Below are 23,780 nucleotides of genomic sequence, written 5' to 3' on the forward strand. Positions count from 1 at the left end.
ATTTGCGACGTGAAGCGGCCGCGCAAGCGCGGCTCGAGTGTCGCGGTTATCGACATAGGCTCCAACTCGGTACGCCTCGTCGTCTACGAGGCGCTGGCGCGCAGCCTCATACCGATCTTCAACGAGAAGACGCTGTGCGGCCTCGGACGCGAGGTGCAGAGCACGGGCCTGCTCGCGCCCGACGCCGTCGACAAGGCGCTGACCTCGCTGAAACGGTTTCGCGCGCTGTGCCGGGTGATGCAGGTCGGACGCGTGTTCGCGATCGCGACCGCGGCGTGCCGCGACGCCTCCAACGGTCCCGATTTCATCGCCAAGGCCGAGCGGATCTGCGCGGTGAAGATCGAAATCCTGTCGGGCCCGCGCGAAGCACGATTGTCGGCGCTCGGCGTGATCTCCGGCATCCACCTTCCCGACGGCATCGTCGGCGATCTCGGCGGAGGCTCGCTCGAGCTGATCGACGTGCGCAAGAACGCGGTGCGCAGCGGCGTGACGCTGCCGCTCGGCGGCCTCGCGCTGCAGGACCTCGCCCACAAATCGCTCAAGCGCGCCGACCGCATCGTGCGCGAGGAGATCGACGCCGTGCCGCAGCTGACCGCCGGTCGTGGCCGCACCTTCTATGCCGTCGGCGGCACCTGGCGCGCGCTCGCGCGCATCCACATCATCCAGAGCGGGTATCCGCTCCAGGTGATGCACGGCTATTCCATTCCGGCGGCCGAGGCGCTCGACTTCTCGCGCCGCCTGCGGCGCCTCGCCGCCGCCGACATGCTTGCCGACATCGAGATCGTCGCCGATGCGCGGCGCCCTCTGCTCACCTATGCGGCGCTGGTGCTCGAGCACATCATCCGCGTCGCGAAGCCGAAGAACATCGTGTTCTCCACCTTCGGCGTGCGCGAGGGCCTGCTGCACGAGAAGCTGCCCGAGACCGAACGCAACAAGGACGGGCTGATCTGCGCGGCCGAGGAGCTGAACCAGCTGCTGTCGCGTTCGGCCAGGCACGCGCGCGAGCTGATTGGCTGGACCGACCGCCTGGTGCGCGTCGTCAAGCTGCGCGAGACGGAAGAGGACCGCCGCCTCCGCCACACCGCGTGCCTGCTCTCCGACATCGGCTGGCGCGTGCATCCCGATCATCGCGGCGAGCAGACGCTGAGCCTCGTCGTCAACGGCAATTTCGGCGCGATCACCCACACCGAACGCGCCTTCGTCGGCCTGTCGGTGTTCTATCGTTATGCCGGCCTCAGCGAGGAAAACCAGCCGCCGGTCACGATGCAGGAGCTGCTGACGCCGGCCCAGCTCGAACGCGCGCGCCTCCTCGGCGCTGCGTTCCGCGTCGCGCATCTGATCTCGGCCGCACGTCCCGGCGTGCTGCCCGCCACGCATTTCCGCAGCCAGGGCCGCCAATTGATGCTGGTGTTCGAGCACCGGCTCGGCGATCTCGTCGCCGACCGCGTCGGCAGCCGCTTCCGTCAGCTCGCCCGCCTGATCGGCCGCGCCGGTTCAATCGTCAGGCGCTGACCTCTCAGCCGGGCCTCATCTTTCCGGGCCGTCTCTTGAGCCACATCATCGCGCCGCTGACGAAGAGGACAAGCGGTGCGAACCCGGCTGCGAACACCAGCAGACGCCCTGCGAATCCGAACGTCGCGCCGTTATGAAGCCAGAGCTGCTCAGCCAGATAGCGGTCCCCCATCGACATGGTACCCGGCGTGCGGTCCTGCACCACCGCACCGCTCCATGGATCGAGCCAGATCGCCCCGCGCGACCGCACGGCGGGATCAGCCCCATCGGGACGGAATTGCACCCGCCACGTGTTGCGCGTTGCGGTCGGCGGATTCAGCATCGTGACCGTGCTGCCGCCCGGCTTGGCCTCCTGAGCTCGTCGCATGATCACGTCAGGTGAGAGCAGCGGAGTCCCTGCCGGAGGCGGCATTTCGACTCGCGGCGAGCGATCAGGCGTCGGCTGCGACAGAAGCCCGACGATAGGACGCACGACGGCGGGAAAGACGATGCCGATGCCGGTGATAGAGATCAACATGAGCACGGACAGCGCCCAGAAGCCTGCTGCACTGTGAACATCCAGAGCAAATCGAAGCAGCGAAACATTCTTACGGACCGAGATCGATCGCCAGAATCGTCCAGGCTTCGGCCACCATAAGAAGAGGCCTGAGATCGTGAGACCGAGCAGCACGATTCCGGCCGCGCCGACCAGCTCCCTGCCCCAAAACTCGTAGAGCAACAGCGTGAAGTGGAGACGATAAACCTTGAGCGCGAATGCGTTGGCGTAGTCGCGCCGCCCTAGCACCTTCCCGTTCGAAGGATCGACCATGGTCGTCCACCGGTTCGGGTAGCTGCCTGGCGCGGTCTCGTGCGAATGGATCACGATCCAGACCGGCCAGATCCGGTCCGGCGCCAGGATCGTGGCAATCGGCGCGGGATCCGCTGCCGAGGCGGCGCGCATCACCTCCGACAACGTGAGGCTTTGCTCCGGACCCTCAGGAGCATAGAGCGACGGATTCAGCGCAACATCGATCTCCCGATAGAACACGATGAAGCTTCCGGTCAGACCGATCAGCACCACCACGATGCCGCCGATCAATCCGAACCAACGGTGGGTCCAGAGCAGCGCCCACCGCGCGCGTCCAGGCACGCTCCTAGATCGGGCGGACGCCGAGCCGTCTTGTCGTGACGCCCTGACCGTTTCGTCCATTCAGAGCACCCGTCGTCAGCGCCTGATCTACGCCTTAGCCCACCGACTCAGAAATCTGTCGACATCGACAAGAGCAGGGTTCGCGGCGAGCCTTGCGCCAGTGCGGAGAAGCTCGCCACGCCTGCCCAGTAATTGGTGTCAAACACGTTCTGGACCAGCGCGCGAACCGTGACGGGCCGATTGTTGATGCGTGTGTTGTAACGCGCGCCCAGGTCGAGCCTCGTCCAGGTCGGGACAACCTGCGTATTTGCCCCATTCAGATGTTGGTGCCCGGTATAGATGGTGTTGGCGACCAATGTCAGCCCTGGTGCGAATGGGGTGTCCCATTCGGCGGACAAATTGGCCTGCACCTCGGGCACCCCGATTGGGGTCTTGCCAAGATTGGCCAGCGTGTTCGTCTTCGTCAGCTCCGCGTCGATCAGCGTCACGCCGCCAAGAACGCGAATGCCCGGCTGCACTTCTCCGAACACGGTGAATTCCACACCACGATTGCGCTGTTCCTGATCGGCCCGGAAGATATTGCCGGCACCCAGCTGTCCGGAGGGCTTGGTGATCTCGAACAAGCTGACCGTGGTCGCGAGCGTGCCGAAATCGACCTTGACGCCTGCTTCCTTCTGCTTGCTCAAATACGGCGCAAGCACCTCGCCTTGATTGTCCGCCCCCGTCGGTGCGGTATCGCCCTTGCTGAGCCCTTCGATGTAGTTGGCGTAGAGCGATACGTGGCTCCAGGGTTTGACGACCACGCCGACCATCGGTGTGAACGCCGTCTGGTCGTAGGCCGAGTTCACGGCTCCCGTGGTGGTGTTGTAGTTGTTCGACCTGACGCCCTGTTGCCTGACGCCGACCGTGAGTTGAAGCCGCTCCTGAAGAACCGACATGGTGTCCGCCAACGCGATGCCGGTCAACTCGGTATCCGACAGCCTTGGCACGGTCGCGGGGGCCGGCACGAGCTGCTGCGGACGCGCGATCGGCGCATAGATGTTGGACAGCACCGGCGTGCCGTTTACCGAGCCGCGCGAAATTTCGTCCATGTAGTAGCTGCCCTGCAAGCTCACGGCATGGCTGATCGCGCCGGTCTCGATCCGGGCCCGCACGCCCGCGTCGGCCACGTTCCTCTCGATGTCGAATTTGAACCGGCCCGGCGTCGATGTGGTGTTGCCAGCCGCGTTCAGGATCGTCGGCGTCCCGAACAGACGGTCGACCTGGGTCCTGCCGCCGCCGACATCGGCGAACACCGTCACTGCGTCAGTCACATCGTATTCGGCGCGCGCCAGCAACGAGTTGTCGTGAACCTTGGCAAACTCCCAGGATTGCGTGACATTGCGCCGCCCGACCGGCGCGGTCGGGACGGCGACGCCGGTTGCAACCAGGAACGGCCGCGTGGGCGCATCGAACTTTTCCTCCTGCTCGATGAAATCGAGTGAGGCTCTGAACTTCTCGCCGCGATAGTCGAAGGCCGCGGAGCCGACATGCGCCTCCCTGGACTGATTGTCCAATGGCGTATCGCCGTTGTGATAGCTGCCATTGACGCGAATGCCGAATTCGCGGTTCTCGCCGAACCGCCGGCTGACGTCGAGATGCGTACCGAGCTGGGTGTTTGTCGCGTAGTCGGTGGTGACCCGCGTGAGATCGACGTCCCCGGCTCGCTTCGGAACGATGTTGATGGTGCCGCCGACACTGCTGTTCGGCGCCATACCGTAGAGCAGCGCGGTCGGACCTTTGACGATCTCGATGCGCTCGACGTAATCGGTGAACACGCGGTAGTTCGGTGCAACGCCATAGACGCCGTTGAACGCGATTTCCCCGACATTGCCCTCCCCGATGGGAAAGCCGCGGATGAAGAAGGAGTCGAGAATGCCGCCGGTCTGGCCCGTGAAACGGACCGAGGGATCATTGCTGACGACGTCGGCGACCGTGACGGCCTGTTGATCCTCGATCTTTTTCGCCGTGTAGCTTGTGACGTTGAACGGCGTATCCATGAAATCCTTGTTGCCGAGCAGGCCGACCTGGCCTCCACGTGCCACCTGCCCGCCTGCGTAGGTCGGCGGCAGTGCACCGGGCCTCGCAGCGGTCGGGGTCGCTTCCGCCTGCAACTTGGCTCGCTCGTTGGCGGGCGCGCTGCGGCCCGCCCTTCGAACTGGATTGGCTCGTGGACGCGCGCGCGGCTTCGGCGCGTCCGCGGTGACGGTCACCGCCGGCAACGTGCTTCCCCCCGCCGCCTCGGGGGCGGCGCTCTGCGCACTGGCGCCGTGCAGGACGCCGTCGCCGAACAAGGCAATGGAGACCACGGAGACCGCGAAGGCTCTCGGGCTGGCGCACGACAGAAGCATCTTGATGCGAGTGGCGAGAACGGCAACAGGACGGCAAAACACTTTCGACGACATCGCACCAGTTTTCCGATTCATGAACATGAACGTCGGGGCGACGTGCCGTGGGACCTCCGTCGAGTCAACGAAGGCGCCCTTGAATCTCCGTACTTTATAATAAGAGAAGGTCTAAATCGCGTGAGGGTTGCGAACAACGACACTCGACGCAACGCCCGCGCGCACGAGCGCGCGATGCGGGCTCTCGCGAAGCATCATGCGCGCGGTCATGCGAACGCAATGATGGGAGGATTCGGCCGAACCCGTGGCCGGTGATCGCTCGCGTCCTGCCAGCGCGGGAGCATCTCAGTGACGTGGACGCCTCTCATCGCTGGAGGGGCGGCCGCACCGATCAGCGCTTCAACGTCACTCCGCCGAGGCCTTAGCGTGGCGCTCGGACGATTCCAGCGCGGCCTGGATCAGACTGCGCCGGCGCCAGATAGTGCCGATCACCAGCACGACGATGACGCCGAGCGCGGCGCAGAAATACTCGCCGCCGGCACCGCCATGGGCGAATTGCGGCGGAACGCGAAGGGCGCCGAGCATGCCGTCCAGCGCGGTGCCGAACGGGCCGTCGAACAGCGTGTGCAGCTTCGGCGCGACGCCGGGATCGGTCGCCATCACCTCGCCCGCGATCCAACCGAGCAGCGCCGCACCGGCCCAGACCAGCACCGGCAGCTTTGTGAGCAGTGCCATGATCAGCGCGGCGCCGGCAACGATCAGCGGCACGCTGATGGCAAGGCCGAGGATCAGCAGCGGCACGCTGCCATTGGCGGCGGCAGCGACCGCAATGACGTTGTCGAGACTCATGACGATGTCGGCGACCACGACGATCTGGATGGCGTGCCACAGATGCGCGGCAGCGTCGACGCCGTCCTCGTCCTCGTTCTCCGGCACCAGGAGCTTTGCCGCGATCACGATCAGCGCAAGGCCGCCGGCCAGCTTGAGGTACGGCAGCTCCATCAGGGTGGCGACGATGCCGGTGAAGATGATCCGCAGCATCACCGCTGCGCCGGCGCCGAAGATCATGCCCCAGAGCCGATGCCGCGGCGACAGACCGCGGCACGCGAGTGCGATCACCAGCGCGTTGTCGCCGGAGAGCAGGATGTTGATCCAGATGATCTTGCCGACCGCGATCCAGAAGGTCGGAGCGGCCATCTCGTTGCGGAACTGGGTGAAGAAGGTCCCGATCGTAGCGGGATCGAAGATCTGCCAGAGCCAGTCCACAATGAGTCCTTTCGCCCGTCGCCTCTAACCTGTCGGCTGTATCAGCCGACGATCTCGTTGCCCGAGAAGAACTGCGCGATCTCGATCGCGGCGGTCTCCGGCGCATCCGAACCGTGCACCGAGTTCTCGCCGATCGACTTGGCGTAGAGCTTGCGCACGGTGCCCTCGGCGGCCTTGGACGGATCGGTCGCGCCCATCACCTCGCGGTACTTGGCGATCGCGCCCTCGCCTTCCAGCACCTGAACCACGACCGGGCCGGAGGTCATGAACGCCACCAGCTCGCCGAAGAAGGGGCGCGCCTTGTGGACGGCGTAGAAGGTCTCGGCCTGCTCCTTGGTCATGCGGATGCGCTTCTGCGCGACGATGCGCAGGCCCGCCTTCTCGATCACGGCGTTGACCGCGCCGGTCAGGTTACGCTCGGTCGCGTCGGGCTTGATGATCGAGAAAGTGCGTTCGATGGCCATAATGTTGTCCTTGGGAGGAAAGCGGGGGTTGGCGGGTTGCCGGGCTTATATCGGCGCCTTGGCCGGACGGCAAGCGACCCCCGAAGCAGCCACACAGGGTTCGCCGCAGGCCCCGATTTTCGGCTGGGATGACAACAATTTCACCCAGATGAACCCAATCTGAAACCGCCGTCAGGGTTCGGTTCAGCTTCGCCGGCGTAAGGTCGGGCCTATCGAAACCGAAGCCTGATGATCAGGCGGACCGTTTCGGCGGCCTTTCCATCGACGCGGATCGCCCCGCGCCGGCAGTTTTGAGGAGATCACCATGTTGAGGAAACTTTCGCTTGCCGCTGTCGCCGCGGTTGCGCTCGGTGCCGCGCTGACGCCGACCTCGGCCTCCGCTCACTGGCATGGCGGCGGCCCGGGCTGGCACGGCGGCGGCTGGCGCCACGGCCACGGCTACGGCTGGGGCGGCCCGCGCTTCTATGCCCCCGTCTCCTACGGTTACGGCGGCTGCTATGTGCGCCGGCTGGTCCCGACCCCCTGGGGACCCCGCTGGCGGCTGATCAACCGCTGCTACTGAACCCGTCAGCACTTTCCGAAGGCTACCTAAGCCCCCAAGGTACCTTCCAAGAGAAGCCCCGGCGCCCCCTCGCCGGGGCTTTGCCTTGAGCGCACAAGGCGCCGCTCATACAATTTTTACGAGAATGCCCGGCTTTCCCCACAGCCAGCGAAACCATTTCGCCGGCAATGACTTGGTACCGTATCCTTGCTTCGAGAAACACGGAACCTTGCGATGGCTGGGCTTTTTGCCGATGACAGCGAACAGATCGACCGGCGCACCAGCCGCTCGATTTGCGATGCCGTGGGCGAACGGCTGCAGCAGAGCCTCCGGCCCGAGCTGCGCCTTCCGACCCATCTCGAGCAGCTCCTGAACGAGCTGCAGCGGCGCGAGCGCGAGCCGCACTAACGGAAAAACGAGTTGCGTTCGCGGCGGCTTGCGGTGACAAGGCCGCATGCTCGCCATCACCGACCTCTCAATCCGCCTCGCCGGACGCCTTTTGATCGACCAGAGTTCCGTGCAGATCACGCCCGGTTCGCGCGTCGGCCTGGTCGGACGCAACGGCACCGGCAAGTCGACGCTGTTCAAGGTGATCCGCGGCGAGCTCGCGGCCGAGCACGGCTCGGTGACCCTGCCGCCGCGCTGGCGCATCGGCAGCCTCGCACAGGAAGCGCCGAACGGTCCCGAAAGCCTGATCTCGGTGGTGCTCAAGGCGGACCTCGAACGCGACGCGCTGCTGACCGAGGCCGAGCACGCGACCGATCCGCACCGCATCGCCGAGATCCAGACCCGCCTCGTCGACATCGACGCCCATTCGGCGCCGAGCCGCGCGGCTGCGATCCTGTCCGGCCTCGGCTTCTCCGCCGCCGATCAGCTCCGCCCCTGCGCCGAATTCTCCGGCGGCTGGCGCATGCGCGTCGCGCTCGCAGCGACGCTGTTCGCGGCGCCCGACCTGCTGCTGCTCGACGAGCCCACCAACTATCTCGACCTCGAGGGAACGCTGTGGCTGGAGGATCACCTCGCGCATTATCCGCGCACGGTGATCGTGATCAGCCACGACCGCGACCTCCTGGAAAGCTCGGTGGACCAGATCCTGCACCTGGAGCGCGGCAAGCTCACGCTCTACAAGGGCAGCTACTCCTCCTTCGAGGAGCAGCGCGCCGCGCGCGAGCTGCTCGATGCCAAGGCGGTCAAGCGCCAGGAGGCCGAGCGCGCCCGCCTGCAGGCCTTCGTCGATCGCTTCAAGGCCAAGGCGTCGAAAGCCCGGCAGGCACAGTCGCGCGTCAAGATGCTGGAGCGGCTGAAGCCGATCACGGCGCTGGTCACCGAAGACGTGCGCGAGATCAGCTTTCCGCCGCCGGAGAAGATCTTGTCGCCGCCGATCATCGCCGTCGACAATGTCTCGGTCGGCTACGACCCGGCGAGCCCGGTGCTGGGCCGCGTCACCCTGCGCATCGACAACGACGACCGCATCGCGCTGCTGGGCGCCAACGGCAACGGCAAGTCGACGCTTGTAAAACTGCTTGCCGGACGTCTCGCGCCGTTCTCGGGCAAGGTGACGCGCGCGGACAAGCTGTCGATCGCCTATTTCGCGCAGCACCAGCTCGACGAGCTCAACGAGGACGCCTCCGCCTACGACCACGTCCGCAAGCTGATGGGCGATGCGCCCGAAGCCAAGGTGCGCGCCCGCGCCGGCGCGATCGGCTTCTCCGGCAAGGCCGCCGACACCAAGGCCGGCAAATTGTCAGGCGGCGAGAAGGCGCGGCTGCTCCTGGGGCTTGCGACCTTCTTCGGCCCCAACATGATCATCCTGGACGAGCCGACCAACCATCTCGACATCGACAGCCGCGGCGCGCTCGCGGAAGCGATCAACGAGTTTCCCGGCGCGGTGATCATGGTCTCGCACGACCGCTACCTGATCGAGGCCTGCGCCGATCGGCTCTGGATCGTCGCCGACCGCACCGTGACCAATTACGACGGCGATCTCGACGAGTATCGCCGCCTGGTTCTGTCCACGCGCAACGCGGAAGCCCCGCGCGAGCGCAGCGCGCTGCCGGAGAAGACGCAGCGCCAAAGAGTAGACAATCGCGGCTCGCTGAAAAAGCGCATCGCCGAAGCCGAGGCCGAGATCGCCCGCGTCAGCGAGATCATCGCCAAGATCGACACGGCGCTGGCCCTGCCCGACATCTTCACGCGCGATCCCAAGCAGGCGGCGCAGCTGTCGAAGGCGCGCGCCAATGCCGCCGACGCGCTGGCACGCGCCGAGGAGCAATGGCTCGAGGCGAGCACACAGTTTGACGAGGCGGCGGGCTAGCGCCTCCTCCGCGCTCCAACCAAAGCTGCAAAACAACCCCATGCACAGTACCGGCATTATCACACCGGCGCACTAGCCTTTGAATAAACTGCTTTTTACCCGCTCGGCCGGCAAGCCAAGCGGGCCGTATCAGCTCAATCTGCGTATTGCCCGGCCGCCTTGATGATCGGCGCCCAGCGGTCGATCTCGCTCGTCAGCATCGCACCTAACGCCTCCGGAGTCGCCTTGTCCTGCGGGACCGGCTCGGTGTTGATGTCGTTGAACCGGGCGATCAGCGCGGGATCCCTAAGCGCGGTCTGCAGCGCCGCGGTGAGCTTCTGAACGATCGCCGGCGGCGTACCCTTGGGTGCGTAAAGACCGTGCCAGACGCCGAGCTCGAAGCCTTTGAGGCCGGCCTCGTCGGCGGTCGGCAGATCGGGCAGGCTCTTCAGCCGCTCCTTGGTGGTGATCGCGTAGGCCTTGACCTGCTTTGCCGTGATCGGCCCGGTGGTGTTGGTGGCCTGATCGCAGGTGAGATCGATCTGCTTGCCGAGCAGATCGTTCATGATCGGGCCGTTGCCTTTGTAGGGCACCGTGGTGAGCTGCTTCTGGATCGCCGTCATGAACAGCATGCCGCACAGATGCGAGGCCGCACCCAGGCCGGCATTGGCATAGGTCATCTTGTCGCCCTGCTGCTGGGCGTAGGCGAACAGCTCCTTGAGCGTGTTCGCCGGGAAATCGGGCCGCGCAATGATCGTCATCGGCGCGTTGGTCAGGAGCCCGATCGGCGCAAACGCCGTCTTGGTGTCGTAGCTGAGGTTGCGGTAGAGCGTCGCGGCGGTCGAGATGCCGACGTGATGGACCAGCAGCGTGTAGCCGTCGGCTTGCGCGCGCGCGGCGCGGGTCGTGCCGATGGTGCCGCCGGCGCCGGTCGCGTTCTCGACGATGACCTGCTGGCCCAGGGATTTCGCCATGCCTGCGGCCGTCAGGCGGGCGATGGTGTCCGTGGGCCCGCCCGCGGCGAACGGAACCAGGATGGTAATGGGCCTCGTCGGATAGTCCTGCGCGAAGGCCGCACCAAACGGCAAGAGCAGCGCCGATACAAGGGCAATGAATCGCATCGTTTCCTCCGGATTGTTGTTTGCGCCATCAAAGCGCATTCCGGGGCGCGCGGCCATCACGAAAGCGCTACGCGCTGGAGGCGCATCTGTTGCGGCGCGTCGCACATCATGCGGCTTTATGGTACGATGTAGCGCTGACTTTTCTGCCAAAGCATATTTTGAAGCGCCAATTTTGAAGGAGATCGCGGATGTCGTCACCCGAACCGATCAAGTTCACCGACGGCGCGGCTTACGAGCGCTTCATGTCGCCCTGGAGCCGGTCGGCCGGCAATCTGTTTCTCGACTGGCTCGCGCCCCGTCCGGGACTGGCCTGGGTGGATGTCGGTGCCGGCAACGGCGCGTTCACCGAACTCCTTCTTGCAAGATCGGCCCCTTCGTCGGTTTGCGCAATTGATCCCTCCGATGCCCAGATTGCCACTGCGCGCGAAAAGTTGGCGGCAAAGCAGGTCGAACTCTCGATCGGCGACGCAATGGCCCTTCCCTATGAGCCCAACCGCTTCGACATCGCGGTGATGGCACTGGTGTTGTTCTTCGTCCCCGATCCGCGCAAGGGCGCCGCGGAAATGGTCCGCGTTACCAAACCCGGCGGCCTGGTCGCGTCCTACACTTGGGACATTTTGCGCGGCGGCACGCCCACGCAACCATTGTGGGAGGAGTTGGATGCGCTTGGCATCCCGGCAGCGCGGCCGCCGAGTGCGGACATCTCGCGGTTCGAGGCGCTGAAGGCGCTCTGGGCGGAGCTCGGTCTGCGCGACGTCGAAACGCGCGAGCTGGTGGTCGAGCGAACGTTCTCTGACTTCGACGACTACTGGCTGTCCATGGTCGTGAGCAGCCCGACCGGCATCGTGGGAAAACTATCGCAAGCCGAGGGTGCGGAGCTCAAACGTCGGCTCCAGGCGCGACTGCCGGCAAGCGCGAGCGGCGCGATCACCTTTCATGCTTCGGCGACTGCGATCAAGGGCCGCAAAGCGCCTTGATGACCTGCGCGGCTCGGAGCGTCGCCCGACCTTGCCATTCGCCCGCTTACGTCTGCGCCTCGGCTTCGCTCTCGAGCTTGGTCCGCAGGGCCGCGACGATGCGATGAACCGTCTGCAGATCCTTGACCCCAAGGCCCTCCGAAAGGCTGTTGACCCACGGCGCCTGCAAAGCCATGGCGGCATCGAAAGCGCGCCGCCCCTTGTCGGTGAGGACGACGAGCTGCGCGCGGCGGTGATGCGGATTGGCCTCGAAGGTAACTAGGCCTTCCGCATGGAGGTCGTTGACGATCCGCTGCACGTTCTGGCGATTGGCGCCGAGATCGCGGGCGAGCCAGGCCACCGGCTGGGGGCGCTGCGCCTGCACGATGGCGCCGAGAATCTGCCAGCGGGCGCTGGTGAGCCCGAGCCGGGCCACCAAACGGTCTCCTGCGGTCAGGAGCAGGCTGTTCAGCCGGAACAAGTCGAGCATGAGGTTGGTCAGAGCATCGCCGGCCGGCGTTCGCAGGGATTTCCGCATTCGTCACCATAGACATTTATTGACATCATGATGTCAAATTACTAGATTGCGCATAGTACCATATTGACATCATGAAACCATATCGACGGAGTCCGTCATGGCACGCCTACGCCCACTCGACCCGGACTTTCCCATCGAGCGTCAGCTTGGCATCGACACCGGCCCCGTGGTGCTGGTGAATCTGTTCACGCTCGAAAAGGCCGACGAACAAGGCTTTCTCCATATCTGGCAGGACGATGCCGCCTTCATGAAGCGGCAGCCGGGCTTCATCTCCACCCAGCTTCACCGAGCGATTGGCGAAAGCCCCACCTATCTGAACTATGCGGTTTGGCAGACGGTCGCCGACTTCAGGGCTGCGTTCACGCATCCCGAGTTCAGGTCGAAGATCTCGGCTTACCCCGCATCCGCGGTCGCCTCCCCGCACCTGTTCCAGAAAGTCGCGGTATCAGGCATTTGCGTCGCGTAGCTCGCTCGAAAACGGCAGACCCATGACCAAGATCATCCACCCATTGGCGGGAGCGGTCGCACTGATGACCATTGCGACCTTCTGGCTTTCCACGGCTCTCAGCGAGCTATTTGCGTCACACCAGACCATCGCCATGGTGAAGACCGCCATACCGTGGGGCTTCCTCTTGCTCATTCCGATGCTTGCGGCGACGGGAGGCTCGGGATTCGTCCTGGCCAAGGAACGGCGCGCCGGCCTGATTGGTGCGAAAATCAGACGCATGCCGTTCATTGCCGGCAACGGCATCCTGGTTCTGATTCCCGCCGCGTTGTTTCTTGCCTCCAAGGCGAAGGCCGCGGAGTTCGACACCACGTTCTACGCCGTGCAGGCTCTCGAACTGGCCGCCGGAGGAGCGAACATCGTTCTGCTCGGTCTCAATATGCGTGACGGCCTCAAGATGAAGGGCCGTTTCCGCGTTCGCCAGCCTGATCGCTTGAGCACCAAGCCGATCCTCTGAGGGCGCGAGGCGATCCCCGCCTACGCCTGCTTCTTCTTCGGCTTGGCCGCCCTCGGCACCGGCTGCGGGTCCGGATTGCCTTCAATCGAGGACAAACGTCCCGCGGTGAACGTGTAGATGCCCGCGCGCGGACCGGTGGTCCAGGTGACGACGGCAACGCGGCGGCCGCCAGCGTCGTTGGACAGGTTGACGGTCGAGGGCGCGCCGATGCCGCGCACCACGTCGCATTCGGTGTGGCCGAGCGCGACCGTGCCGCCCATCGGTGCGGTCGTCGAGGCGTTGGCATCGGCCGGCCCGGGCGGCGCCATGCCGGGACAGGCGCCATCGGCGCTGACGAGATCCTCAGCCCGTACCGGCTTGTCGGGGGTCAGCGGCGGCGATTCGATCGAGATGTTCTTGATGAAGAGACGGCCGGGTTTCTGGAACCATTCGGCATCCTTCGACAGCAAATCGCTCGCACCCGAACAGCCCGCGACCAGCGGTGCTACGGCAGCCAACGCAATCAAGAGCGAGCCGGGAAGCTTTTGATGTCGCACGATAAACCAATTCCCCACGTGAAGGACCAGCCCTAAGCGATTGTCCCAACATCCCTTTGCGGCACGAAGGTGGCCGAAGCCAGCATCGCCCGAAAAGTGCAAATTATCATTAATTGCGCCTAATTGCGCTTCTGCCACCGGCCGCGGTCGTCGGCCTGCCAATAGGTGACATCAAATCCCCGCGCCTTGCAATCCGCCCAGGCCGTGCGGGCGAGCGCAAGCGCGTCGGGATCGTCGCCGTTGAACAGCAGCACCATGCGCTCATAGCCCTGTGCGTCCTCGGGCAGCGCGGCGTTGTCGACCAGGAAGCGGACATTGGCCCCATTGGGATTGCCGCCCTCGATCGCCAGCACGATCGGCTGGTCGGCAACATCGTTCGCCCGCCATGTCGCGTGCGGCAGGAATGAATCGTCGCGATAGGTCCACAAATGCGAGTCGAGCGCGTCGGCGCGCTCCTCCGAGGTCGACTGCACCACGACGCGCCAGCCGCGCTCGAGCGATTTCTCCAGAAGCGGCGGCAACACATTCTCCACCGTCATGTTTTGCAGATGGTAGAACAGCACTTCAGTCATGTCGGGTCATTTGCGCTCGTAATGGTCGGCGACCAGGCGGTCCAGCAGGCGCACGCCGTAGCCGCTGCCCCAGCTCTGGTTGATGTCGGTCTTCGGCGCGCCCATCGCGGTGCCGGCGATGTCGAGATGGGCCCAGGGCACACTATCGACGAAGCGCTGCAGGAACTGCGCCGCGGTGATCGAGCCGCCATGGCGGCCGCCGGTGTTCTTCATGTCGGCGAACTGGGAATCGATCAGCTTGTCGTATTCCGGGCCGAGCGGCATGCGCCAGACCTTCTCCCCGCTCTCGATCCCGGCCGTGAGCAGGCGGTCGGCCAGTTCGTCGTTGTTGGAGAACATGCCGGCATGCTCGGTGCCGAGCGCCACCATGATGGCGCCGGTCAGCGTCGCAAGATCCACCATGAATTTCGGCTTCACCTTCTTGGCGACGTACCAGAGCACGTCGGCGAGCACGAGGCGGCCCTCGGCGTCGGTGTTGATGATCTCGATGGTCTGGCCGGACATCGAGGTGACGATGTCGCCCGGCCGCTGCGCGTTGCCGTCGGGCATGTTCTCGACGAGGCCGATGGCGCCGACCGCGTTGACCCGCGCTTTACGCGCGGCGAGCGCATGCATCAGGCCGACGACGCAGGCCGCGCCGCCCATGTCGCCCTTCATGTCCTCCATGCTGCCGGCCGGCTTGATCGAGATGCCGCCGGTGTCGAAGCAGACGCCCTTGCCGACGAAGGCGACCGGGGCCTCGCCTTTCTTGCCGCCGTCCCAGCGCATGATCACGGTCCGGCTCGGCCGCGCCGAACCCTGGCCGACGCCGAGCAGCGCGCCCATGCCGAGCTTCTGCATCGCCTTGACGTCGAGCACCTCGACCTTGACGCCGAGCTTGCGCAGCTGGCCCGCTCTGCGCGCGAATTCCTCGGGGAAAAGCACGTTCGGCGGCTCGTTGACGAGATCGCGTGCGATGATCACGCCGTCGACGACATGGCCGGCTGCGGCGAACGCCTTCTTCGCCGCACCGGCATCGCCGACCGCAAGCGAGACGTCGGCGCGCGCGCCGCCCTCCTCGCCGTCCTTCTTCCTGGTCTTGTAGCGATCGAACTTGTAGGCGCGTAAGCGCAGGCCCGAGGCGATCGCAACCGCCTGCTCGCTCGTCATGGCCCCATTGGGCAGCTCCGCCAGGATGGTCATGGCGCTGGTGCCGGCGGGCAGCTTGCTGGCCGCCACCCCGCCGAACTTGAGGAAATCGTTGGCCTTGAGGCCGGTCGCCTTGCCGGCGCCGACCACGATCAGCCGGGTCGCCTTCACCCCCTCCGGCGCCAGAATATCCAGTGCAGCCGCGCTCTTGCCCTTGAAGGCGGCCGCAGCCGCCGCGCGCTTCACGATCTCGGCAGCGCCGCCGAGGGCCTTGGCCGTCGCCGGACCGAGCTTCAGGCCGTCGTCGCAAAACACGACCAGGGTGCCACGAGGGGCGGCAGACAACGGGACAAAGCCGACCTTGATGGCATCGGACATGGATTAACTCCTCCAAAACATGGGGCTTTTCGTCGTTCGGGAGTTCCAGCCACGACCGGAGCTGAACGGCGATTCACTGAGGCTTCCCCCACTATGGGCCAGCCGCCCGGGCGATGCCAAGCACCGCCGTGGCCGCGGGGCCACAACGACCGAAATATTAACCATGTAATGAGGGTGCCACGGGGCAGCCATTTTGTTGACGGATCAAAGGGATGGTAGTGAGAGAATGAGCTGGCGGAAGAGCCGTTGGCCGACCTTGGGGATCCCCTTGAACGGGGGATTGGTCGGGCAGCCGGAATTCCGGCCGAAATTGGGGACTTGGTGGGTTCGTGCGGTAGCGCATGGGGTCGATCGATAGGTATATCTTCCGCACGACGCTGGCGTCGTTCGCGCTGGTCCTGGTCAGCCTCACCGGCGTGATCTGGATTACGCAGGCGTTGCGCGGCATCGACCTGATGACGAGCCAGGGTCAGACCATCCTCACCTTCCTCGGTATCACCAGCCTCGTGATCCCGGCCCTGGTCCTGATCATCTCGCCGATCGCGCTGATGATCGCGATCTCGCACACGCTGAACAAGCTCGCGACCGATTCCGAGATCATCGTGATGAATGCCGCCGGCTTCTCGCCGATCCGGCTGTTCTTTCCGTTCTTCTACGCCACCTGCGTGGTGGCGCTGCTGGTCGCCTTCATTGCGGCCTACCTTGCCCCGGACGGGATGCGGCGCATCAAGCAATGGGATGCCGAGATCACCGCCGACGTGCTCACCAACATCCTGCAGCCCGGCCGCTTCGCCCGGATCGACGAGAACCTCACGATCCGGATTCGCGAACGCCTGCCGGGCGGCATCCTTGCCGGCATCTTCATCGACGACCGCCGGGATCCGAACGAGCGCGTCTCGATCGTCGCCGAGCACGGCGAGGTCGTGAAGAACGAGACCGGCTCGTTCCTGGTGCTGGAGACCGGCAATCTCCAGCGCTTCGAGGCGGGCAAGCGCGATCCGGCGCTTGTGGCCTTCGGCCGCTACGGCTTCGACATGTCGAAATTCGCCAAGGGCCGCGACGTCACCCTCGGCATCCGCGAGCGCTATCTCTGGGAGCTGTTCTCGCCATCCGACAACGATCCCGTCTACAAGCAGATTCCAGGGCAATTCCGCGCGGCCTTGCATGACAGCCTGCTCGCGCCGATCTATCCCTTCGCCTTTGCGGTGCTGACCTTTGCCTTTCTTGGAGCGCCGCGCACCACCCGCCAGAGCCGCAACTTCTCGATCGCCTCCTCGATCGTCGCGGTGTTCGGCCTGCGCATGGCCGGTTTCGCCTGCTCGGTGATGGCCGTGAAGTCGCCGGGGCCGGTGCTGGCCCAATATGCGATGGTCTTCGGCGCGATCGGCGTCGGGCTGTGGATGATCATCCGCGGCGTCGTGGTCGAGCCGCCTCCCGGCCTGATGGAGGCCATCAACAGGTCGAACGCACGGATCGCGCGGCTGTTCGGACGTCCGGCCACCGCATGAGCATGCTCACCAACACACTCGGGCGCTATTTCGCCGGCCGCTTCGTGGTCGCGGCGCTCGGCGTGTTCGGCGGCATTTTCGTGCTGCTGGTGCTGGTCGACTACATCGAGATGGTGCGCAAGACCTCGGGCCTTGCATCCGCCTCCGCGATCATGGTCGCCGAGACCTCGCTGTTCCGGGTGCCGCAGCTCCTGGAGAAGCTGACGCCGTTCTGCATGCTGATCGGCGCAATGACCTGCTATCTCGCTCTCTCCCGCCGGCTCGAGCTCGTGGTCGCGCGCGCCGCGGGCATCTCCGCCTGGCAGTTCATCTCGCCCGCGCTCGGCAGCGCGCTTCTGATCGGGGTGATCGCCACCGTTGCCTATAATCCGATGTCGGCCAATCTGCGCGAGCTGTCCAAGCGCATGGAAGCCGAGCTGTTCGGCTCGGCACCCGGTGGCGGCATCCAGGACGCCTCCGGCTTCTGGCTCAACCAGGTGACCAGCGACGGGCAGACCATCATCAATGCGGCGCGCAGCGAGCAACAAGGCATCCGCCTCACCGGGCTGACGCTGTTCCGGTTCGACCAGGACCTGCACTTCAAGGAGCGGGTCGAGGCACGCGAGGCGACGCTGGATGCCGGCCGCTGGCTGTTCAAGGGCGTCCGCCGCTTCTCGCTGGACGGACCGCCGATCGACCAGGCCACCCTGGAGATTCCGACCACGCTGACCGAGGCGCAGGTCCGCAACAGCTTTTCCACCCCCGAGACTGTGTCCTTTTGGCAACTACCGAGCTACATCCGCTCCTCCGAAAGCTCGGGCTTCGCGACAGCCGGATACCGACTCCAGTATCAGAAGCTTCTGGCACAGCCGTTTTTGCTCGCAGCCATGGTGATGCTCGCGGCCTCCGTGTCGTTGCGCTTCTTCCGGATGGGCGGCGTGCAGAAGATGGTTTTGAGTGGCGTGGGCGCAGGCTTTCTGCTCTACGTTCTGTCGAAAGTAACTGAGGACTTGAGCAAGGCTGAGTTGATGCATCCGATCGCTGCGGCGTGGTTGCCCGTTGTGGTGGGCGGCCTCACCGGCTTTTTGGCCTTGCTCTATCAGGAGGACGGATAGTGACTGCCGTCCGCCGAGGGCTCGTGTCTCGTTTGACGCGGCGCACATGGGTGCGCGCGAACGGGTGCGGCTTGTCCGTCCGCAGGCTCCTGATTGCCGTCGTCGCGGCTGCTTCGCTCGGCGGCTTGATCGACGTTGCCGCGGTGGCGCCGGCGCAGGCCCAGAGCTTCACCTACAATCCGCTGCCGCCGCGTCCGAAGCCGCCGAAGGCTCCCAACGACAACCAGATGCTGGTTCAGGCCACCGAGGTGGACTACGACTACAACAATTCGCGCGTTTCCGCGGTCGGTAACGTGCAGCTGTTCTACAACGGCACCAGCGTCGAGGCCGACCGGGTCATCTACGACCAGAAGACCAAGCGGCTGCATGCCGAAGGCAATATCCGCATGACGGATGCCGACGGCAAGATCACCTATGCCGAGATCCTGGATCTCTCCGACGATTACCGCGACGGTTTCGTCGATTCGCTGCGCGTCGACACCGCCGACCAGACCCGCATGGCCGCAAGCCGCGCCGACCGCTCCAGCGGCAACTACACGGTGTTCGAGAACGGCGTCTACACGGCCTGCGCACCGTGTAAGGACGATCCGAAGAAGCCGCCGCTGTGGCAGGTCAAGGGTGCCCGCATCATCCATGACCAGCAGGAGAAGATGCTGTATTTCGAGACGGCACAGATCGAGTTCTTCGGCGTGCCGCTCGCCTACATGCCCTATTTCTCGACGCCCGACCCGACCGTGAAGCGTAAATCCGGCTTCCTGATGCCGGGCTATATTTCCGGCACGGACAGATCGGGCTATGGCGTCGAGGTTCCCTATTACTGGGCGATCGCCCCCGACATGGACGCAACCATCACCCCGCGCTTCCTGTCGCGGCAAGGCGTGCTGCTGCAGGCCGAATTCCGCCAGCGCCTGATCGACGGCGCGTACCAGATCCGCGCCTACGGCATCAACCAGCTCGATCCCGGAGCATTCACCGGGCTGCCCGGCGACCGCGAGTTCCGCGGCGCCATCGACACCAAGGGTCAGTTCGCACTGAACGACAAATGGGTCTGGGGCTGGGACGGCGTGCTGATGTCCGACTACTATTTCTTCTCGGACTACCGGCTCTATCAGTACCGCGATCCGCTCGGCTCGTTCCTGTTGCTGCCGACGGAAGCGCTGTCGCAGCTTTATCTGACCGGCGTCGGCAACCGCAGCTTCTTCGATGCGCGCACGATGTACTGGCTGAGCTATTCGGGCAACCAGAGCCAGGTGCCGATCGTCTACCCCGTGATCGACTATTCCAACGTGCTCAACTATCCCGTCTTCGGCGGCGAGTTCAGCTACAAGACCAATTTCGTGAACCTGTCGCGCGACGATGCGGTGTTCGACCCGATCACGACGCTCGCCAACACCAACGGCCTGTGCTCCACGGCGTCGGCCGATCCGCTGGCGCGGATGCCCTCGCAGTGCCTGCTGCGCGGCTTCCCCGGCACCTACACCCGCCTCACCGCCGAAGCGCAATGGCGCAAATCCTTCACCGACCCGTTCGGCCAGATCTGGACGCCGTTCGCGAGCCTGCGCGCCGACGCGATCAAGTCCTCGGTCTCCAACCAGCCCGGCGTGTCGAACTACCTGCCCGTCGGCGACACCCAGGCGTTCCGCCTGATGCCGACCGTGGGCCTGGAGTACCGCTATCCCTTCATCAACGTTCAGCCGTGGGGCTCGACGACCCTCGAGCCGATCGCGCAGATCATCATCCGGCCGAACGAGACCTATGCCGGCAGGCTGCCGAACGAGGACGCCCAGAGCATGGTGTTCGACGCCTCGAACCTGTTCAGCGTCGACAAGTTCTCCGGCTACGATCGCGTCGAGGGCGGCGGCCGCGCCAATGTCGGCGTGCAGTCCACCACGCAGTTCGACAGGGGCGGCGCCGTCAAGGTGCTGTTTGGCCAGTCCTACCACCTGTTCGGCCTGAACTCCTTCACGGTGCAGGATGCCATCAATACCGGCCGCGATTCCGGCCTCGACAAGCCGCGGTCGGATTACGTTGCGAGCGCCAACTACTCGCCGAACAGCACCTACACGTTCAGCGTCCGCTCCCGCATGGACGAGCAGACCTGGAACGTGCAGCGCTTCGAGGCGGAAGGCCGCGCCAACTTCAATCGCTGGTCGGTCAGCGTGTTGTACGGCAATTACGCGGAGCAGCCGGGGCTGGGCTACCTGACCCGCCGGGAGGGCATCCTGACGACGGGCTCGCTGAAGGTCGCGACCAACTGGGTGGTGTCGGGCTCGGCGCGCTGGGACCTCGAGGCCAACAAGATCAACCAATATGTGCTCGGTGCCGGCTATGTCGACGATTGCTTCGTGCTGGCGGCGAATTACGTAACTTCGTATAGCTATTCGGCGGGCACCGCACCGCCTACGCTGAGCCATGCGTTCATGTTCCAAATCGGCCTGCGCACGCTGGCGAACTCGTCGACGTCCAGCAGTTCCGCCGGCCTCCAGTGAATGGATTGAAGTGCCGGCCGCGTTTGCCCTATCTCGACGCGGCCGACATGCGAGCGACATCATGACGACGCCATTGCCTGTCTTCCGCCTCCTTCTCGCCATCGGTGCCGGGCTGATGTTGGCCGTCCTGCCCTCGCCATCGCGCGCGCAAAACATCGTCGTGATGGTCAACGGCGATCCCATCACCGATTTCGACATCGAGCAGCGCACCAAGCTCGACCAGCTGTCGACGCAGAAGACCCCGAGCCGGCAGGAGGTCATCAACGTGCTGATCGACGACAAGGTCAAGATCAAGGAAGGCAAGAAGTACGGCGTCGATCCCAGCATCTCCGACATCAATCAGTCCTATGACGGCATGGCGCAGCGCATGCGCATCACGCCGGATCAGCTCACCAAGTCGCTCGAATCCAAGGGCGTCCGCCCGGAGACGCTGAAGAGCCGCATGAGGGCCGAGATGGTCTGGGGCAGCCTCGTGCGCGGCCGTTTCAAGGAGAAGCTGCTGGTCGGTGAGCGCGACGTCGCGCAGGCCGTGCAGGCGCAGACCGGAGAAAAGCTCCAGATCGAGGGCACCGAGTACAAGATGCAGCCGATCGTGCTGATCGTGCCGCGCGGCTCGTCGGCGGCGTTCCTCGAAACCCGCAAGAAGGAAGCCGAGTCCTATCGCGCCCGCGTCGGGAGCTGCGAGGAGGCCAATTCGCTGTTCCGCTCGACCCCGAACGCGACCATCCGCGACACCGTCACCAAGACCACCGCGGAGCTGCCGGAGCCGCTGCGCAAGGTCCTCGACGACACCCCGATCGGCCGCCTGACCGCGCCCGAGATGACCAAGAACGGCATCGAGATGGTGGTGCTGTGCTCGCGTAAGCCGACCATGATCGACACGCCGAAGAAGCGTGAGGTCCGCGAGAAGATGTATCAGGAGAAGTACGAGAAGACGCAGAAGGCCTATCTCGACGAGCTGCGCAAGGCGGCGATGATCGAATATCGCAACCGCTGATGGCCAAGCCCTTCTCAGAGCCCTCCACCGAGTCCGCAACCAAGCCCCTTGCCCTCACCCTGGGAGAGCCCGCCGGCATCGGCCCCGACATCACGATCGCGGCCTGGCTCAGGCGGGGCGAGCTGAACCTGCCAGCCTTCTATCTGCTCGGCGACGACGCCCTGATCGCGCGCCGCGCCAGGGCGCTCGGCGCCGATATCAGGATCGCCGCGGTGAGCCCCAGTGAAGCGGGTTCCGCCTTCACGGACGCCCTGCCGGTGGTCGCGACCGGCGAGCGCGCCACCGCCGAGCCCGGCAAGCCCGATTCGTCCAGCGCGCCGGCCGCGCTCGCTTCGATCCGGCAGGCGGTCCTCGACGTGCGCGCAGGCCGTGCCGGCGCCGTCGTCACCAACCCGATCGCCAAGAGCGTGCTCTACCGCGCCGGCTTCCGTCATCCGGGCCACACCGAATTCCTCGCCGAGCTCGCCGCGGAGAACGGCCGCGTGCCGCAGCCGGTGATGATGCTGTGGTCGTCCAAGCTCGCCGTGGTGCCCGTCACCATCCACGTCTCGCTGCGCGATGCGCTGGCAGAGCTCACCAGCGAGCTGATCGTCTCGACCGTCCGCATCGTCGCCGCCGAGCTGAAGTCCCGCTTCGGCATCGTAACGCCGCGCATCGCGGTCTCCGGTCTCAATCCCCATGCCGGCGAGGACGGCTCGCTCGGCCACGAGGAGCAGACAATCATCGCCCCGGCGCTGAAAGCGCTGCGCAACGACGGCATCGAGGCCAGGGGGCCGTTGCCCGCCGACACCATGTTCCACGAGGCGGCGCGACGAACCTATGATTGCGCGGTCTGCATGTATCACGACCAGGCGCTGATCCCGATCAAGACCGTCGCCTTCGACGATGCCGTCAACGTCACGCTCGGACTGCCCTTCATCCGCACCTCGCCCGACCACGGCACCGCCTTCGACATCGCCGGCACGGGCAAGGCCAATCCGGCGAGCCTGATCGCGGCGCTCAAGCTCGCTAGCCGCATGGCGGCTGCGACGAACTGATGAGCGCGATCGACGACCTCCCGCCGCTGCGCGAGGTCATTCGCCAGCATGCGCTGTCGGCCAGGAAATCGCTCGGCCAGAACTTCCTGCTGGACCTCAATCTCACCGCGCGCATCGCGCGTGCGGCGGCGCCGCTCGAGGATGCCACCATCGTCGAGATAGGCCCCGGCCCGGGCGGGCTGACGCGGGCGCTGCTCGCACTCGGCGCAAGGCGCGTGATCGCCATCGAGCACGACGAGCGCGCGATCCCGGCCTTGCAGGATATTTCCGCGCGCTACCCCGACAGGCTCGAGATCGTGCATGGCGATGCCATGACCTTCGATCCGCGCCCGCTGCTCTCGGGCCAACGCGCCAAGATCGTCGCCAACCTGCCCTACAACATCGCGACCCAGCTTCTCGTCAACTGGCTCACCACCGAGCCGTGGCCGCCCTGGTACGAGATGATGGTGCTGATGTTCCAGCGCGAGGTCGGCGAGCGCATCGTCGCGCGCGAGGACGAGGAAGCCTATGGCCGGCTCGGCGTGCTCGCCAATTGGCGCTGCGAGACCAAGATCCTGTTCGACATTGCGCCGTCCGCCTTCGTGCCGCCGCCGAAGGTCACCTCCTCCGTCGTGCGCCTCAAGCCGCGCCCGGAGCCGCTGCCGTGTGATCGCCGGCTGCTCGAGCAGGTCGCGGCGGCCGCGTTCGGCCAGCGCCGGAAAATGCTGCGGCAAAGCCTGAAATCGCTCGGCGTCGATCCGGCGCGGCTTGCACAGGCCGCCGGCGTCGACGCGACGCGGCGCGCCGAGACCATTCCCATCTCCGGCTTTGTTGCCATGGCGCGCGAATTGGCGGATATACGCAGCGAAACCGAGTAACCAAGAATTCCGGAGGAA

Annotated in this window: 22 protein-coding genes; 12 read left to right on the forward strand and 10 right to left on the reverse strand. The window is 65.3% G+C overall.

The features are described from left to right. Positions 1-9 precede the first annotated feature (9 nt). Positions 10-1,512 carry an exopolyphosphatase gene (gene ppx / locus AC24YW_RS01675; protein ID WP_487481071.1) on the forward strand — a complete coding sequence of 501 codons (1,503 nt, stop codon included), beginning with the start codon at positions 10-12 and terminating at the stop codon, positions 1,510-1,512. 4 nt (positions 1,513-1,516) lie between these two features. Here the strand turns inward: ppx and AC24YW_RS01680 are convergent, their stop codons facing one another. The 4 genes from AC24YW_RS01680 to ndk form a co-directional block, all read right to left on the reverse strand. Then, entirely contained in the window at positions 1,517-2,701 is a 1,185-nt protein-coding gene (locus AC24YW_RS01680; RefSeq protein ID WP_487481072.1) for a PepSY-associated TM helix domain-containing protein, read from the reverse strand. A 47-nt stretch (positions 2,702-2,748) separates the two neighbouring features. After that, positions 2,749-5,085, reverse strand: a complete 2,337-nt coding sequence (locus AC24YW_RS01685; protein ID WP_487481073.1) for a TonB-dependent receptor — start codon at positions 5,083-5,085, stop codon at positions 2,749-2,751. A 345-nt stretch (positions 5,086-5,430) separates the two neighbouring features. Further along, entirely contained in the window at positions 5,431-6,291 is an 861-nt protein-coding gene (locus tag AC24YW_RS01690; protein WP_487481074.1) for a TerC family protein, read from the reverse strand. Between the two features lie 41 nt (positions 6,292-6,332). Continuing rightward, positions 6,333-6,755 carry a nucleoside-diphosphate kinase gene (ndk, locus tag AC24YW_RS01695; protein WP_025035862.1) on the reverse strand — a complete coding sequence of 141 codons (423 nt, stop codon included), beginning with the start codon at positions 6,753-6,755 and terminating at the stop codon, positions 6,333-6,335. A gap of 304 nt (positions 6,756-7,059) precedes the next feature. Here ndk and AC24YW_RS01700 point away from each other — a divergent pair, with 304 nt between their 5' ends. After that, complete coding sequence (locus AC24YW_RS01700; RefSeq protein ID WP_487481075.1) at positions 7,060-7,317, forward strand: sulfur globule protein precursor; 258 nt, start codon at positions 7,060-7,062, stop codon at positions 7,315-7,317. A 105-nt stretch (positions 7,318-7,422) separates the two neighbouring features. Here AC24YW_RS01700 and AC24YW_RS01705 read toward each other — a convergent pair whose 3' ends face one another. Continuing rightward, on the reverse strand, positions 7,423-7,761 hold the full coding sequence (locus tag AC24YW_RS01705; RefSeq protein WP_487481864.1) for a hypothetical protein: 339 nt from the start codon (positions 7,759-7,761) through the stop codon (positions 7,423-7,425). Between AC24YW_RS01705 and AC24YW_RS01710 the strand changes: the two genes are divergently transcribed. Next, complete coding sequence (locus AC24YW_RS01710; protein ID WP_487481076.1) at positions 7,751-9,610, forward strand: ABC-F family ATP-binding cassette domain-containing protein; 1,860 nt, start codon at positions 7,751-7,753, stop codon at positions 9,608-9,610. The two genes, AC24YW_RS01705 and AC24YW_RS01710, sit on opposite strands and share 11 nt — an antisense overlap. 134 nt (positions 9,611-9,744) lie before the next feature. Here the strand turns inward: AC24YW_RS01710 and AC24YW_RS01715 are convergent, their stop codons facing one another. After that, entirely contained in the window at positions 9,745-10,710 is a 966-nt protein-coding gene (locus AC24YW_RS01715) for a tripartite tricarboxylate transporter substrate-binding protein (protein WP_487481077.1), read from the reverse strand. Between the two features lie 188 nt (positions 10,711-10,898). On the opposite strand from AC24YW_RS01715, the gene AC24YW_RS01720 reads away from it, so the two are divergent. Further along, on the forward strand, positions 10,899-11,687 hold the full coding sequence (locus AC24YW_RS01720) for a class I SAM-dependent methyltransferase (RefSeq protein ID WP_487481078.1): 789 nt from the start codon (positions 10,899-10,901) through the stop codon (positions 11,685-11,687). Positions 11,688-11,733: 46 nt separating this feature from the next. On the opposite strand, the gene AC24YW_RS01725 is transcribed toward AC24YW_RS01720, so the two are convergent. Beyond that, on the reverse strand, positions 11,734-12,204 hold the full coding sequence (locus AC24YW_RS01725) for a MarR family winged helix-turn-helix transcriptional regulator (RefSeq protein ID WP_487481079.1): 471 nt from the start codon (positions 12,202-12,204) through the stop codon (positions 11,734-11,736). A gap of 97 nt (positions 12,205-12,301) precedes the next feature. On the opposite strand from AC24YW_RS01725, the gene AC24YW_RS01730 reads away from it, so the two are divergent. Then, the gene (locus tag AC24YW_RS01730; protein ID WP_487481080.1) at positions 12,302-12,670 is read left to right on the forward strand and encodes an antibiotic biosynthesis monooxygenase family protein; all 369 of its coding nucleotides are present in this window, start codon (positions 12,302-12,304) and stop codon (positions 12,668-12,670) included. A 22-nt stretch (positions 12,671-12,692) separates the two neighbouring features. Continuing rightward, positions 12,693-13,166 (forward strand): hypothetical protein, encoded by a 474-nt coding sequence (locus AC24YW_RS01735; RefSeq protein ID WP_487481081.1) that lies wholly within the window; start codon positions 12,693-12,695, stop codon positions 13,164-13,166. A 20-nt stretch (positions 13,167-13,186) separates the two neighbouring features. Here AC24YW_RS01735 and AC24YW_RS01740 read toward each other — a convergent pair whose 3' ends face one another. The 3 genes from AC24YW_RS01740 to AC24YW_RS01750 form a co-directional block, all read right to left on the reverse strand. Then, complete coding sequence (locus AC24YW_RS01740) at positions 13,187-13,663, reverse strand: hypothetical protein (protein ID WP_487481834.1); 477 nt, start codon at positions 13,661-13,663, stop codon at positions 13,187-13,189. A gap of 158 nt (positions 13,664-13,821) precedes the next feature. After that, on the reverse strand, positions 13,822-14,274 hold the full coding sequence (locus AC24YW_RS01745) for a DNA polymerase III subunit chi (protein WP_487481082.1): 453 nt from the start codon (positions 14,272-14,274) through the stop codon (positions 13,822-13,824). A 6-nt stretch (positions 14,275-14,280) separates the two neighbouring features. After that, positions 14,281-15,780: a leucyl aminopeptidase gene (locus AC24YW_RS01750; protein ID WP_487481083.1), complete on the reverse strand. Its 1,500-nt coding sequence runs from the start codon at positions 15,778-15,780 to the stop codon at positions 14,281-14,283. Between the two features lie 341 nt (positions 15,781-16,121). On the opposite strand from AC24YW_RS01750, the gene lptF reads away from it, so the two are divergent. From lptF to rsmA, 6 genes are all read left to right on the forward strand, one after another. Then, positions 16,122-17,288 carry an LPS export ABC transporter permease LptF gene (gene lptF / locus AC24YW_RS01755; RefSeq protein WP_487481084.1) on the forward strand — a complete coding sequence of 389 codons (1,167 nt, stop codon included), beginning with the start codon at positions 16,122-16,124 and terminating at the stop codon, positions 17,286-17,288. After that, positions 17,285-18,382, forward strand: a complete 1,098-nt coding sequence (lptG, locus tag AC24YW_RS01760; RefSeq protein WP_487481085.1) for an LPS export ABC transporter permease LptG — start codon at positions 17,285-17,287, stop codon at positions 18,380-18,382. Before lptF ends, lptG begins: the two co-directional genes overlap by 4 nt. After that, entirely contained in the window at positions 18,382-20,871 is a 2,490-nt protein-coding gene (locus AC24YW_RS01765; RefSeq protein ID WP_487481086.1) for an LPS-assembly protein LptD, read from the forward strand. The genes lptG and AC24YW_RS01765 overlap by 1 nt, the downstream gene beginning before the upstream one ends. A 61-nt stretch (positions 20,872-20,932) precedes the next feature. Continuing rightward, on the forward strand, positions 20,933-21,868 hold the full coding sequence (locus AC24YW_RS01770) for a peptidylprolyl isomerase (RefSeq protein WP_487481087.1): 936 nt from the start codon (positions 20,933-20,935) through the stop codon (positions 21,866-21,868). Continuing rightward, entirely contained in the window at positions 21,868-22,905 is a 1,038-nt protein-coding gene (gene pdxA, locus AC24YW_RS01775) for a 4-hydroxythreonine-4-phosphate dehydrogenase PdxA (protein WP_487481088.1), read from the forward strand. The genes AC24YW_RS01770 and pdxA overlap by 1 nt, the downstream gene beginning before the upstream one ends. Beyond that, positions 22,905-23,762, forward strand: coding sequence for a 16S rRNA (adenine(1518)-N(6)/adenine(1519)-N(6))-dimethyltransferase RsmA (rsmA, locus tag AC24YW_RS01780; RefSeq protein WP_487481089.1), 858 nt, complete (start codon positions 22,905-22,907; stop codon positions 23,760-23,762). The genes pdxA and rsmA overlap by 1 nt, the downstream gene beginning before the upstream one ends. Positions 23,763-23,780: the final 18 nt, after the last annotated feature.

Source organism: Bradyrhizobium sp. USDA3516 (assembly GCF_057651995.1).